Below are 13310 nucleotides of genomic sequence, written 5' to 3'. Positions count from 1 at the left end.
CGTCCTGCCGCTGCCGGCCGTGCGCGCGCCGACTTCTCGCGCTACTTCTGCCGTAAGGCAGACCATACGCGCACGGCCGCACGGGGCCCATACCGTGCACAAGAACCGATTTCCCTTCTTCGCAACCGCCGAGGATGTCTCGCTTTGCCGAGCCTCGCGGACTGACTGGCCAGGATAACGACCATGACTATGTTGAAAGACCCATCGACCAAATACCGTGCGTTTGCGCCGGTGCGCTTGAGCGATCGCACTTGGCCGGACGCGGTGATCACCCAGGCGCCGATCTGGTGCAGTGTCGATCTCCGCGACGGCAATCAGGCGCTGATCGAGCCGATGAATCTCGAGCGCAAGATCCGTCTGTTCCAGCAGCTGGTCGCGATTGGCTTCAAGGAGATCGAAGTCGGTTTCCCCAGCGCGTCGCAGACTGAATATGATTTCATCCGCCACCTGATCGACAACAATCTGATTCCGGACGATGTCACGGTCCAGGTGCTGTCGCAGTCGCGCGAACATCTGATCAAACGCACCTTTGAGGCGTTGAAGGGTGTCAGGAGCGCGATCGTGCATATCTACAACGCGACCGCGCCGGTGATGCGCCGTGTCGTCTTCAACATGAACGAAGACGAAGTGCTGCAGCTGGCAGTGACGCATGCGCAGATGGTCAAGGACATTGCAGCCGAGGCGCCGGAGACCCGGTGGACGTTCGAATACTCGCCGGAAATGTTTTCAGGCTCAGAACTGCCATTTGCCAAGCGCATCGTCGATGCGGTGACCGCAGTCTGGGAGCCGACCCCGGAACACAAGTGCATCATCAATCTGCCGGCGACGGTCGAGCATTCGACTCCGAACATCTTTGCGGACATGGTCGAATGGATGCACCGCAATCTGGCGCGGCGTGATTCGATCCTGATCTCGATCCATCCCCATAATGATCGCGGGACCGGAACTGCTGCCGGCGAATTCGCCCTGATGGCGGGTGCTGATCGTATTGAGGGCTGCCTGTTCGGCAATGGTGAGCGCACCGGCAATGTCGATGTCGTCAACATGGCCTTGAACATGTACACCCAGGGTGTGCATCCGGGGCTGGATTTCTCGGATATCGACGAAGTGCGGCGCACCTTCGAGTACTGCAACCAGCTGCCGGTGCATCCGCGCCATCCCTATGTGGGCGACCTGGTGTTCACTTCGTTCTCGGGATCACACCAGGATGCGATCAAGAAGGCATTCAATGCGCGCGGGCCAAACGACATCTGGGACGTGCCGTATCTGCCGATCGACCCTCTGGATCTGGGGCGCTCGTACGAGGCCGTCATCCGGGTCAACTCGCAGTCGGGCAAGGGCGGTATCACCTACCTGCTCGAGCATGAGTTTGGTCTGGTGCTGCCGCGTCGGTTGCAGATCGAGTTCAGCCGCGTGGTACAGGGTGTGACCGATGCTACTGGCAAGGAGCTGAGTGCGCGCGACATCTACTCGATTTTCCGCGAACATTATCTGGAGGCGCAGAAGCCCTACGGTTACGTGGCGCATCATCTGGTCGAGGACTCCACGAAGGATGAAGTGGAGATGAGCACCGAGATCAGTGTCGATGGTCGTGCGCAGCGTCTCTCCGGTCGTGGCAACGGGCCGATCGATGCATTCACGCATGCGCTGTCAGACGTGATCGGTATGCCGGTCAAGGTCCACGATTATCACGAGCACTCGATTGGCAGCGGCGCGGACGCACAGGCAGTGACCTACATCGAGTTGAGTGTGGGCGAAGGTCGCACGCTGTTTGGTGCCGGGAGCGATGCCAATATCGTTACGGCATCGATGAAGGCGATTCTGTCCGGCGTCAATCGCGCTCTGGCGGAACAGAGCGGAACCTCCGATCAGAGACGCGTCGCCTGAGATCTGCTGCGCCGAGGCGCAGCACACTGACCCAAAAAAGAAGCGGGGGCCGATGGCCCCCGCTTTTGTTTGCCTGAGAACTAGCTTGTTGCGCTAGGGGATGACGGTAATCACCAGCGCTCCAGTGGCCGTGGCGCCGACCGAGTCCTGGATCGTATAGGTCACGTTCACAGTGCCAACGTAGAGCAATGTCGGAGTGAACTGCACCTGATTGCCGACCACGGCCACACTGCCGCCACCGGCAGGCAGCGACAGCGAGATCGTTGCCGAGGTGACGGTCAGGCCGCCACCCGCGCCGTCGATGTCGTTGGCCAGCACATCAATCGAGGTGGCACCACCCAGAGCCGAGACGATCGCCGTGTCGACCAGGGCAACCGGCGGCAGGGTGAACACGGCGGGAGAAACCGTCACGGCAACAGTGCCGTCAGCGGTCTGGCTGCCGTCCGAGATGGTGTAGCTCAAGGTCACGATGCCCGAGAAGCCTGCTTCCGGGGTGAACTCGATCTGCGTGCCGTTGATCACCGCAACATGCGTCCCGGCCGGCAGTGAATTGCTGACGCTGACTGCAGTGATGCTCAGCGGTGAGCCCGAGCCACTGACGTCATTTGCCAGAACATTCAGCAGATTCGCTGCCGAGTCCTGATTCACTGACAGCAGATCCGGCAGGGCCAGCGGCGGCGGTTGCAGAACATTGGGGCCGACCACCACCGAGATGACTCCGGTCGAAGTCGCACCATTGCCGTCGGTGACGTCGTAGCTCAGGGTTTCGATGCCGGCGTAGCCCGCAGGCGGCTGATAGCTGACCGTTGCGCCGTCCGTCCCGATCGTCGACGGCGTGCCCGGGGGCAGCTGCGTCAGCGAGGCTACCGCGGTGATCGTCAGGCCGGTGCCGCTGGCGTCGAGATCATTCGCGAGTACGTCGATCGAAGTCGCACCACTGTCCTGGGCCACGTTGGCGATATCGGCCACGGTGATCGGCGGCAGCGGCAGCGAGCTGACCGAGACCAGAATCGGAGCGCTGGATGTCACGCCATTGATGTCGGTGACGGTGTAGACCAAGGTGACCACGCCGCTGTATCCCGGCTCCGGCGTATACAGAACCTGCGTGCCGTCAGTACTGACCGAGTCTCCGCTGGTTGCAGGCACTGCGGCAGTGCGGCTGACGGAGGTGACGGTGAGGCCGCCGCCGGCGGGATCAATGTCGTTCAGCAGCGCTGAGATCAGGTTGCCGACCGAGTTGGCTGCCACCAGCTGCGTATCGGCCAGCGCCAGGGGCTGCTGCAGCTGCGCCGGGGCGACCAGCATCGCAATGGCGCCAGTGGCGGTCTGCCCGCTGCCGGAGGTCAACGTATAGGTCGCCGTTTCGACGCCGATGAACCCAGGCGGCGGTGTATAGGCGATCTTGCCGTCCTGCAGCAGGAACGTGCCTGAAGTGCCGGCATCCGGAACTGTCGTCAGCGGCGTCACGTTGGTGATGCTGAGGCCGGTGCCGCTCAGGTCGATGTCGTTGGCGACAACATCCAGCAGCGTGGCCACTGAATCCGGCAACAGTTCAAAGACGTCCGGCGTTGCAATCGGCGGCGTCGAGATCGGCAGCACGCTGACCACAGCGGTGGTGGTTGAAAGCGCGCTGTTCGCATCGCGGATGGTGTATTCGATGGTTTCCGCGCCAACAAAACCACTCGGTGGCGTGTAACTCAAGGTACTGCCCGAGATCGCAACGGTGCCCGTACTGCCGCTGGGGACCGACGCGATGATGGACGCGCTTGTCAGCGTCAAGCCGCCGCCGGCGCCGTCGATATCGTTGGCCAGCACCGTCAGTATGTTGTTGCTGCTTTCCGACGGGACCGAGATCAGATCGGGCACTGCGGCCGAGGGCAGCGGCAGTGCCGTGACGGTCACCAGCGCCAGCGCTGACGCGAGTCCGCCGTTGCCGTCGCTGATGGTGTAGTTGATCGACTGCAGTCCCACGAAGTCCGCTGGTGGCGTGTAGCGCAGCGACTGCCCGTTACTCGAGATAGTGACAATGCCGGTGTAGCCGGCCGGAACCGAGCCGGTGATGACGGCGTTGACGATCGTCAGCGGATCGCCGTCAGCATCGGTGTCGTTACCCAGGACGCTCAGTAGCGAATACGCGCTTCCGGCGGTCAGCGTCGGCGAATCGCTCCGCGCGACCGGTGCAGTGTTGACCGTAGGTGTCGTATTGCCGGGCGACGACGATCCACAGGCTGTCAGGCCGGCGACGGCCAGCGCAGCAAGCAGGGTGCGAATTGGGTGAGTCAACATGGATATCCCCTCCAGGACATGTCAAAACCTGCAGTGCAGGCGTTGTGAAATTGGTTGCGACTGAAGGCCATCTAATGCCGCTTGCCGTGGGGCGGGGACGTCTTGGCGACATAAGGGCGTCGCGGCGTTACCGGCGGTTGCCAGCCATTGGAGCTGATGGCTCCGGTATCGGGCAGTGGGATGAATTGCCTACAATTCGCGCATGGATCCGTCCCGTCGCGAGCGCTACCTCACTGCCCTGGGCATCCAGTCATGGCGGCAGCGCGGCGCTGGGGGCGTCACCGCAACCCCGGAACCTGTCGTTCAGTCCGCAGCTGCTCCGACGCCGGTGCCGCCCGCAATGCGGGGCCCGGGTGCCGAGCGCGCGCGCGCAGAGCCACTGCCGTCGCGCGCTCCGCAGGTTTCGATGCCGCCACCGGCTGAACCCGCCGCCATCATCCCGGCAGTGGCAGCGTCACCGTTGGTGGTGCCGCAGGATTGGAGCGGCTTGCGCGCGGCGGTACGTGACTGCTCGCACTGCAAGCTGTGCATGACCCGCACTCAGACCGTGTTCGGGGTGGGCCTGGAAAGCGCACCGCTGATGGTCGTCGGCGAGGGCCCTGGAGCCGACGAGGACGCGCAGGGCGAGCCGTTCGTGGGCCGCGCTGGCAAGCTGCTGGACGAAATGCTGGCCGCCATCGGTCGGCGGCGTGCTGCGGCAGAGCCCTCTCAGTCGGTGTTCATTGCCAACGTCGTCAAGTGCCGTCCGCCAGGCAACCGTGATCCCCAGGCCGACGAAGTTGAAGCCTGCCGCCCGTATCTGGACCGTCAGATCGAGCTGGTCAAGCCGCGCTTGATCGTCGCGCTGGGCCGGATTGCGGCGCAGCGTCTGCTGAATACCGATGCGCCGCTGTCGCGTCTGCGCGGTCCGCTGCATCACTATGGTCCGACGCAGACCCCGCTGCTGATTACCTATCACCCGGCTTACCTGCTGCGGAGTCCGCGGGAAAAAGCCAAGAGTTGGGACGATCTGAAGCAGATCCACCGGCTGCTGCAGCAGGGGGCGCCATGAGCGCACAACCGCAGACGATGTGGCGCCTGCATCCGATGACGCCGATGTATCTGCCGCAGGTACTGGAAATCGAGGCTGCGTCCTACGACTTTCCGTGGACCGATCTGATCTTCCGTGACTGCCTCAACGTCGGGTACAACGCCTGGGTGGTCACCAATACCGTCGGCGAAGTGCTGGCGTACGCCTTGATGAGCATGGCGGTTGGTGAAGCGCATATCCTGAATATCTGCGTCGCTCCGGAACACCGTCGCGAGGGGCTTGCACGGTTTCTGCTGCAGCACCTGGAGATGACCGCGCGTGCCGGGGGCGTGAATCTGATGCTGCTGGAAGTGCGGGTGTCCAACGGCGCCGCTCGCCGTTTGTACGAACAACTCGGATACAAGCCGCTGGGTCAGCGCCGCGGTTACTACCCGGCGATCGGCGGACGCGAAGACGCACTGGTCCTCGGTCTGGATCTGTGAAACCTGCAGTGAACGGCCGCAGTCGATGCAGATGAGTCCTGAGCGTCGCGCGCAATGGTCGTGGGCGCTGTACGACTGGGGTAATTCCGCCTTTGCCACCACGGTTCTGGCCGGGTTCTTTCCGATCTTCTTCAATCAGTACTGGGCGGCCGGTGTCGCTCCGCAGACGCAGACCCTGTATCAGGGGCTGACGTCGACCATAGCGAGCCTGACGGTGATGCTTCTGGCGCCATGGCTGGGTGCGATTGCCGATCGCCGCGGGACCAAGAAGCACTTTCTGGCCGGCTTTACCGCCATCGGTGTGATCACCACGGCGGCGCTGTATCTGGTCGGGCAGGGCCAGTGGCCCTGGGCGCTGGCGCTCTCGGTGCTGGGGCGCATCGGATTCTTCGGTGGGTTGTCGTTTTACGACTCGCTGCTGGTCAGCGTGGCCGCGCCGAAGCAGATGGATCGGGTGTCGGCGCTGGGCTACGGACTGGGCTATCTCGGTGGCGGCTTGCTGTTTGCCGTCAATGTCGCGATGGCGCTGAAGCCCGCGCTGTTCGGTCTGCCGGATGCGGCATTGGCGACGCGGGTGTCGTTTCTGATGGTCGCCCTGTGGTGGGCGCTTTTTGCGCTGCCACTGTTTCGCAATGTCAGCGAAGCGCCGCCGCGCGACGGAGCCACCGGTTGGGCCGAATTGTGGCAGACGCTGCGTCACATCCGCAGTCTGCGCCCGGTGTGGATGTTCTTGCTGGCGTACTGGCTGTACATCGACGGTGTCGACACCATCATCGTGATGGCGATCGATTTCGGGATGAAGCTGGGTTTCGCCTCGGACAATTTGATCGTCGCGCTGCTGATGGTGCAGTTCATCGGCTTTCCGGCGGCGATCGCGTTCGGCTGGCTCGGTGAACGACTGGGTACGCGGCGTGCGATCTTCATCGCGCTCGCGGTCTACGCCGGCGTCACAGTCTGGGCGTACTTCCTGCAGACGGTGATGCAGTTCTATCTGATGGCCGCCGCGATCGGATGCGTCCAAGGGGGTATCCAGTCGCTCTCGCGCTCTTATTTCGCACGGCTGATTCCCGCGGCACAGGCCGGAGAATTCTTTGGCTTCTACAACATGATGGGCAAGTTTGCTGCAGTGCTGGGACCAGCGCTGGTCGGCGTCACTGCACAGCTGACGGGGAATCCGCGTCTGGCGATTCTGTCGCTGCTGGTGTTCTTTGTGGTGGGCGCCCTGCTGTTGTTGCGCGTGCGCGATCCGCTGCGTGGCTGAAATCCGGCGGTCGCCGAGTCCGCGCCTGCGACTACAATACCCACCCATTTGTTGAACTGACGCTGCCGTGCTCGACATCAAGACCCTGCGTACCGACCCTGAAACCGTTGCCGCCCAGCTGGCGCGTCGTGGATTTGTGTTCGACGTTGCAGCGTTCCAGGAGCTGGAATCCCGCCGCAAGACGCTGCAGATGCGCAGCGAACAGCTTCAGGCTGAGCGCAACAGCCGCTCCAAGGCCATTGGCATGGCCAAGGCCAAGGGTGAGGATATTGCGCCACTGAAGGCCGAGGTCGATCAGCTCGGCGTCGAGCAGGAGCAGGTTAAAGGTGAGCTGGATTCGGTTCAGAACGCACTCAACGCGCTGGTGCAGGGCCTGCCGAATCTGCCGCATGCGTCGGTGCCGGACGGTCGCGATGAGAATGACAATGTCGAAGTTCGGCGCTGGGGCTCACCGCGCAGCGCAGAAGGCGCCAAGGATCACGCCGATCTCGGCGAAGCCATGGGTCTGATGGATTTCGCGCTGGCGGCCAAACTCACCGGTGCGCGCTTTACCGTTCTGCGCGGACAGCTCGCGCGGATGCATCGCGCGCTTGCGCAGTTCATGCTGGATGTACACACCAGCGAGCATGGCTACGAAGAGGTGTACGTTCCGTACATCGTCAATGCCAACAGCCTGTTCGGTACCGGGCAGCTGCCGAAATTCGGCGACGATCTGTTCTCGTTGAAGACTGAGCATGACTGGCGTCTGATTCCGACCGCCGAAGTGCCGGTGACCAATTTCCTGCGTGACGAGATTCTGGATTTCGAACAATTGCCGAAGCGCTGGGTTGCGCACACTCCGTGCTTCCGCGCCGAAGCTGGAGCCGCCGGTCGGGACACCCGCGGCATGATCCGCCAGCACCAGTTCGACAAGGTCGAGCTGGTCCATGCGTGCCTGCCGGAAAATTCATACGAGACGCTGGAGCTGCTGGTCTCGCACGCCGAGGCCATTCTGAAGAAGCTCGAATTGCCGTATCGCGTCGTCAGCCTGTGCGCCGGCGACATGGGCGCTGGCGCGGCCAAGACCTACGATCTGGAAGTATGGCTGCCGAGCCAGGATCGCTATCGCGAGATTTCATCCTGCTCGAACTGCGAGGCCTATCAGGCGCGTCGCATGCTCGGCCGCTACCGTCATCCTGAAACCAAAAAGCCGGAGCTGCTGCACACCCTCAACGGGTCCGGTCTTGCGGTGGGGCGCACCCTGGTCGCGGTGCTGGAAAACTATCAGCGGCCAGATGGCAGCATCGACGTGCCGTCAGTGCTGCAACCGTATATGGGTGGTCTGACGACCATCGGCGGCTAGCGCCACGAAGGTGGGCGCCGCCTGACGACCTCAGTTTCCGCTTTCGCGCAGTCGGGTTTCGACCTTGTAGTCCAGCGTGATGCTGCACGGCGTGCGGCTCTTGCTGCCACGGCATTTCAACGTGCCGGAAATTTCTTCCTTGCCGGCGCGTACCGCGGCACTGATGGCAGGGGTCATGTCGAATCCAGCACCGGAGCAGTCGCGATCCGGGCACTGGAATTCGAAGTAGGCCTGCATGTCCGGCACAAAGATTTGGCGGTACGGTGACATGAACGGTTGGCCGGTCTCGTACATGAAACGCAGCTCAACGGCGATTTCCGAGATACTCGGCATTTGTCGCGCCAGCGTCGGGACTGACAGGTAGGCGCGTTGTCGCGATTCGCGGACCCGAGGGTCGATCGCGCGAGGATGATTGGCCATTGCTTTGCTCCTGAGCCTATCTAATCAAATGAATCGGCGCCGACGCAGGTCGGTCGCAACACCAGTCAGCCGGGCTGCGCGGTGCTTCATGCGGCAGCGCCTGCGCGGCCTCAAGCTCAGCGTTTCTTCTGCTTCTCGGCCTTGGCTGCGCGCTTTTCCGCAAGATTCTGCGCAGGCTTCTTCTTGGTTTCCTTCTTGCGATCCATGCCCTTACTCACCGCCAGTCTCCTTGATGACTTCAGCAGTCGAAGCAGGTGCTGCCTCGGTGACGCCGTCTTCGGGCTGTCCCTCACGCGCAGCCAGCTTCTTCAGGCGCTTTTCTTCCTGCTTCTGATTCTTCTTGATTTCCCGCTGGCGTTTATCGAAGCCGTAATTGGGTCTGGCCATGTTTTCTTCCGCTGGTAAATGGACCGGGGTGTGCGTTGCCGACTCTGGCGTGGCTTGGTGTGCCTGCCATGCGGCGCGTCCGGAGGTCTGTGTGGTGCTGAATCAGCCGTGGGGCGCAGCGCGCCAGGCGACGTTGTTGTCTATGCCGCAGTCGCGCGGCTAGATATCAGAGGCCAGATCCGGCAGCTCCAGCTCGACGCGGGAGACCTGAACCGCTGGCAGATCAATCTCTTCAAGTACCGTCCGGTCGACGAAGCCCTCGGCCATTTCCTTCAGGGCGAGTACCGTCGACTTGTGCGTGCCCCAGGGCAGGTGGGCTTCGGCGCCGCGAGCCAACTGGCGTGCGCGCTTGGAGGCCACCAGACAGAGGTCAAAATGATTGGGAATACGCACCAAACAGTCTTCAGCTGTTACTCGTGCCATGGGTCATTCCGGGGGATCACCGCAAGAGCACGGTGACCCAGTATACAGGTCCCTGCTTTATCGGGGATTTGCGCCGGGACCCGATTTGCGGCGCAGGGCCCGCGTCGCGTCACGGAAAAGTGCGGGCAATTGAGTGAATGGCTTCTACCACGGCGTGATTCTAGGTCTTGCCGCTATAAGCAATATGCTGGCCAATGCTTCGAACAAACGCATCCAGCGCTTCGCGTGCCGAGCTGAAACGAAGGTCTTCTGCGCCGATTTCGCGCAACCAGAATGCTTCGTTCATGTCGAGTTTCGCGGCATCCGGATGCCCGCGGCTCAGAATCAGGTACGCAAACCCCCCGTTTTTACGCATGTCACGGACTTTCGCAGACACTTCCCGATGATCATTGGAAATGTCGAGCGCGGCAATTCGTGAGTCCGCCTTCAGGTGTTCGCGCAGTTTGGTCACGGCGACAAGCAGCTGGGACCATTCGTGATCGACCTTGCGAGTGCGCTCTTCCTCGATCAGCTGGTGCGCGTGCTGGGTATGCAGAACGCCGGACTCGATGGTCGTCAGCAGCTCGACCGGCGAGGGCCAGGTCAGATTGCGGTCATGCGGTTCAATCGGCGTGGTGATCGGCTCGTGATCCGGCGCTACGGTGATGTGGGTCGGGCCGCCGTATTCCGGGTCGGGTTCCACCGTGAGCAGATAATCCGCAATCTCGATGACCGAACCGATCTGCAAAGGCACCGGTGCATCGACCTTCTTGCGCTGGATGAAGCTGCCATTGGTGCTGCCGAGGTCGCGGTAGACAAGGCGATTGTCGCTGACATCGATGCGGCCGTGATGACGGGACACGCGGTCATTCGGCAGCTGCAATTCGTTATCCGCGGTACGCCCGATGCGCACGCTGTCTCGGTAGATATTCCGTTGATGCTGAAATGTTCCCGCGCGATTGCGTACGCTAATCACCCACATGAAGGCGCTCCCTGACGCTGTGGCCGAAGTCCCGGCTGATGCTGACTATATTCACATTAAAAATGGGCCGCTGGAGCGCTCCCACAGATTTCGATGCCGAATCACCGTTCTTGCCGCTTTCGTTACTCTGGGAGCTGCCGTCCACTTTGCTCATTCTTCACCGCCATTGCTTCCAACTATGGGCGAAATGGGCTCTGCGCTCCGTGGCGGGGAAAGTTCGGACCTTCCGCGATGTGTCTGCCAGATCGGGAGATTTTCTTCGCGTCGTGAGGCTGCGACCTCAAGTGTGATCGCATGCAGCAGGCCGGAAATCGGCGGCCTCGATATGGATCAGTACGGCAGCGAACAGACCTCGAGCGGCCCTGATCGCAAACTGCGGGACGCAATGTCGATTGCACCTCTCAGCGAGAAACGAACATGAACACAAAATTGTTGCTGGCCGCGCTCGTCATTGCGAGCAGCCCCGTACTGGTCACTGCCTGCGCGCATGAAGGATACGAACGCTCCAGTGGCGAAGTCATCGACGACTCGGTCATCACGACCAAGGTCAAGTCGGCACTGCTCGGCGAGAAGGACATCAACTCAATGGACATCAAGGTCGAGACCTTCAACGGTACCGTGCAGCTCTCCGGCTTCGTCGATTCGCAGTGGCAGATCGACAAGGCAGTGCAGGTCGCCAGCTCGGTCGGCGGCGTCCAGCACGTCAAAAACGACCTGATCCACAAGCCGAACTGAGGCATCTGAACACGTCAGTCCCGCGAAAGCAGGGATGACTCAACGGGGTTTGATCAGTGCTTAAAAAAGCCGCTGATCATAGACGGCAACAGCCGGGGCGCATCAGCGCAGCGCCTGCGGCGGTCGCATAGCAGTGGTGGTAGATCACCTTGCGCGCATTTCGCCGCACCGCATCTGACGGCTAAGCCGCCCGGAGATTGTTATGACCCATACAACCGCTATGACCGACGTCAAGACCCTGCGCGCTCAGGCCCGCAAACATGTCGACGAAGGCGCCGTCACCGCCACCTACACCGTCGATCGCGCGATCTTGCTCAAGCTGCTCAACGACGCACTCGCCACCGAGCTGGTGTGCGTGCTGCGCTATCGGAGGCATCACTTCATGGCACGCGGCGTGCACGCGAAGAGCATCGTTGACGAGTTTCTGGTTCATTCCAACGAAGAGCAGGGCCACGCTGATCAGCTCGCGGCGCGCATCGTGCAATTACGAGGCGAGCCCGAGTTCAATCCGGACGGACTCAGCGCTCGTAGCCACGCCGAATATGTCGCCGGCGAATCGCTCGCCGACATGGTCAAGGAGGATCTGGTGGCCGAGCGCATCGCCATCGACAGCTATCGCGAGCTGATCCAGTACCTCGGCGACCGTGATCCCACCACCAACCAAATGCTCAGAGGCATTCTCGCAGTCGAAGAGAAGCACGCCGACGAACTCGCCGATTTTCTGGAAGGCTTGCCGCGCTGAATCGGTAGCGCCTTAGCGCCCGCGCAGCAGCTTCAGTAGTTCGCCGAACAGACGTGTTGCGACACGCGGATGGCGGAGCAGCAGGCGCATTGTCACGCTGCGCGGAAATCCACCATTTCCGTTCGAGCCCGGCCGCAGTTGCGCGGCGATCAGCCTGCGCTGCACGAACAGTCGCTGCTGCAGGTCGTGCGATTGCGTCTGCAGTGCAGAGTCAGCATCGGCACTCACAGGCAGCTCCTGATCACGGCGAGGTCGGCGGCCAGCGCCTCGCGGCTCGCGGCAAAGCTCCGTTCTCCGAGCACTGACTGCATCCGCAGTCGACGCCAGGCCATACTGAACCCAAGGACATGGACGGCGATCAATGCAAGCAAGGTCGGGATTCGATACGAGGTATTCCAGCTCAGCGTCATTGCTAGCGCTCCGCCAAATATAAGCATGCACAGCAGACATGCGAAACCGATCAGCGTCAGCCACAGCATCTTCAGCAGGCGCCGTTTTTCCTGCGCCCACTCGATCTGCATGAGCTGCTCGTGCAGCGCCAGGTGTGCGTACACCGCGCCAGCGGCCGGTTGCAGTCGGCGCATCAGGTCCAATGCCTGCAGCGTGGAAGGATCCATTTGCGGAAGCGGAGCGTGCACAGTTCGCTGTGTACGCTCCGATCGTGGCTCGAAGTTTACGAGCTGCGGCGTGCGATCAGGAAGCCGATCAGCATGCCAACTGAGGCGCCGATGCCGATCGCCTGCCAGGGCTGCTGATGCACATAACCATTGGTGGCAGTTGCCGAGCGCTGCGCGCGATCGCTGATCGTCGCGCCGACCTTTTCGAGATTCGCCTTGGCGTCCGCGACGCGCTGCACAAGCTTGGCGCGTGCATGCTCAAGGTCTTCTCCACTCATTGAGGTCGTGGCTTTGACCAGATCTTCGACGTCGGCGACGAAGCTGTGAAATTCCTTGGTGATACCGCTTGCGGGAGGCACGACGATGGTGGATGACGAGATCAACTGGCCGTCGGTGAGGCCGTTCTTGGTTTGCATAGCGAACTCCTGTTGTGAGTGCGGCGAAAACTGGCGTGGCTTCTGCGTACGGAAGCTGGCCGCGGTAGAGCGGTAGAGCGGTAGAGCGGTAGAGCAGCTTGCAAGCCTGCGTCGCGCGTGTCTGCGCGCCAGCGAACATAGGCGCTTACACACATGCGGGTTCGATCCCGTTTCCACGGACGGTGTGTCCATAAAGTTTGGACTTCCCCTGCGGCAGTAGGCATCGCCGGCCTATGATTTGAGCATAGGAGGAAGTGCATGAGTACCCAGAGATTTACACCAGAGTTCAAGGAGGAGGCTGTCCGCCAAGTTCTCGAACGC

At 61.8% G+C, this 13310-nt stretch carries 15 protein-coding genes; 7 read left to right on the top strand and 8 right to left on the bottom strand.

The features are described 5' to 3' along the window. Positions 1 to 189 precede the first annotated feature (189 nt). The gene (gene leuA, locus E4T66_RS03545) at positions 190 to 1887 is read left to right on the top strand and encodes a 2-isopropylmalate synthase (RefSeq protein ID WP_136848043.1); all 1698 of its coding nucleotides are present in this window, start codon (positions 190 to 192) and stop codon (positions 1885 to 1887) included. 93 nt (positions 1888 to 1980) lie between these two features. Here the strand turns inward: leuA and E4T66_RS03540 are convergent, their stop codons facing one another. Next, positions 1981 to 4173: an Ig-like domain-containing protein gene (locus tag E4T66_RS03540; RefSeq protein WP_136847540.1), complete on the bottom strand. Its 2193-nt coding sequence runs from the start codon at positions 4171 to 4173 to the stop codon at positions 1981 to 1983. A 202-nt stretch (positions 4174 to 4375) separates the two neighbouring features. Here E4T66_RS03540 and E4T66_RS03535 point away from each other — a divergent pair, with 202 nt between their 5' ends. From E4T66_RS03535 to serS, 4 genes are all read left to right on the top strand, one after another. Beyond that, positions 4376 to 5224, top strand: a complete 849-nt coding sequence (locus E4T66_RS03535; protein ID WP_136847539.1) for a uracil-DNA glycosylase — start codon at positions 4376 to 4378, stop codon at positions 5222 to 5224. Further along, positions 5221 to 5685 carry a ribosomal protein S18-alanine N-acetyltransferase gene (gene rimI, locus E4T66_RS03530; protein WP_136847538.1) on the top strand — a complete coding sequence of 155 codons (465 nt, stop codon included), beginning with the start codon at positions 5221 to 5223 and terminating at the stop codon, positions 5683 to 5685. Before E4T66_RS03535 ends, rimI begins: the two co-directional genes overlap by 4 nt. Before the next feature lie 25 nt (positions 5686 to 5710). Next, on the top strand, positions 5711 to 6946 hold the full coding sequence (locus E4T66_RS03525) for an MFS transporter (RefSeq protein ID WP_248679411.1): 1236 nt from the start codon (positions 5711 to 5713) through the stop codon (positions 6944 to 6946). 67 nt (positions 6947 to 7013) lie between these two features. After that, complete coding sequence (gene serS / locus E4T66_RS03520) at positions 7014 to 8288, top strand: serine--tRNA ligase (RefSeq protein WP_136847536.1); 1275 nt, start codon at positions 7014 to 7016, stop codon at positions 8286 to 8288. 30 nt (positions 8289 to 8318) lie between these two features. Here serS and E4T66_RS03515 read toward each other — a convergent pair whose 3' ends face one another. The 4 genes from E4T66_RS03515 to E4T66_RS03505 all read right to left on the bottom strand — a co-directional run bounded on the left by E4T66_RS03515 (position 8319) and on the right by E4T66_RS03505 (position 10479). Next, entirely contained in the window at positions 8319 to 8708 is a 390-nt protein-coding gene (locus E4T66_RS03515) for a hypothetical protein (protein WP_136847535.1), read from the bottom strand. A gap of 210 nt (positions 8709 to 8918) precedes the next feature. Continuing rightward, positions 8919 to 9095 carry a hypothetical protein gene (locus E4T66_RS21270; RefSeq protein WP_169577458.1) on the bottom strand — a complete coding sequence of 59 codons (177 nt, stop codon included), beginning with the start codon at positions 9093 to 9095 and terminating at the stop codon, positions 8919 to 8921. Between the two features lie 159 nt (positions 9096 to 9254). Next, positions 9255 to 9518, bottom strand: coding sequence for a DNA-directed RNA polymerase subunit omega (rpoZ, locus tag E4T66_RS03510; protein ID WP_136847534.1), 264 nt, complete (start codon positions 9516 to 9518; stop codon positions 9255 to 9257). A gap of 160 nt (positions 9519 to 9678) precedes the next feature. Continuing rightward, positions 9679 to 10479: an FHA domain-containing protein gene (locus E4T66_RS03505; RefSeq protein WP_136847533.1), complete on the bottom strand. Its 801-nt coding sequence runs from the start codon at positions 10477 to 10479 to the stop codon at positions 9679 to 9681. 417 nt (positions 10480 to 10896) lie between these two features. On the opposite strand from E4T66_RS03505, the gene E4T66_RS03500 reads away from it, so the two are divergent. Together E4T66_RS03500 and E4T66_RS03495 are read left to right on the top strand one after the other, a co-directional pair. After that, positions 10897 to 11214, top strand: a complete 318-nt coding sequence (locus tag E4T66_RS03500) for a BON domain-containing protein (RefSeq protein ID WP_136847532.1) — start codon at positions 10897 to 10899, stop codon at positions 11212 to 11214. A gap of 202 nt (positions 11215 to 11416) precedes the next feature. Continuing rightward, positions 11417 to 11956: a ferritin-like domain-containing protein gene (locus E4T66_RS03495; RefSeq protein WP_136847531.1), complete on the top strand. Its 540-nt coding sequence runs from the start codon at positions 11417 to 11419 to the stop codon at positions 11954 to 11956. A gap of 12 nt (positions 11957 to 11968) precedes the next feature. On the opposite strand, the gene E4T66_RS03490 is transcribed toward E4T66_RS03495, so the two are convergent. The 3 genes from E4T66_RS03490 to E4T66_RS03480 are packed head-to-tail and all read right to left on the bottom strand — an operon-like array spanning position 11969 to position 12989. Further along, positions 11969 to 12184, bottom strand: coding sequence for a hypothetical protein (locus tag E4T66_RS03490; RefSeq protein ID WP_136847530.1), 216 nt, complete (start codon positions 12182 to 12184; stop codon positions 11969 to 11971). After that, on the bottom strand, positions 12181 to 12573 hold the full coding sequence (locus E4T66_RS03485; RefSeq protein WP_136847529.1) for a phage holin family protein: 393 nt from the start codon (positions 12571 to 12573) through the stop codon (positions 12181 to 12183). The genes E4T66_RS03490 and E4T66_RS03485 overlap by 4 nt, the downstream gene beginning before the upstream one ends. A gap of 56 nt (positions 12574 to 12629) precedes the next feature. Further along, a complete protein-coding gene (locus E4T66_RS03480; protein WP_169577457.1) occupies positions 12630 to 12989 on the bottom strand; it encodes an ElaB/YgaM/YqjD family protein in 360 nt (119 codons plus the stop codon). Between the last annotated feature and the right edge of the window lie 321 nt (positions 12990 to 13310).

Origin of the sequence: Sinimarinibacterium arenosum (assembly GCF_005047655.1) — a bacterium.
Classification (GTDB): domain Bacteria; phylum Pseudomonadota; class Gammaproteobacteria; order Nevskiales; family Nevskiaceae; genus Solimonas.
The sequence above is the reverse complement of the archived record's forward strand: the minus strand, read 5'-3'. Positions and strand labels throughout refer to the sequence as shown.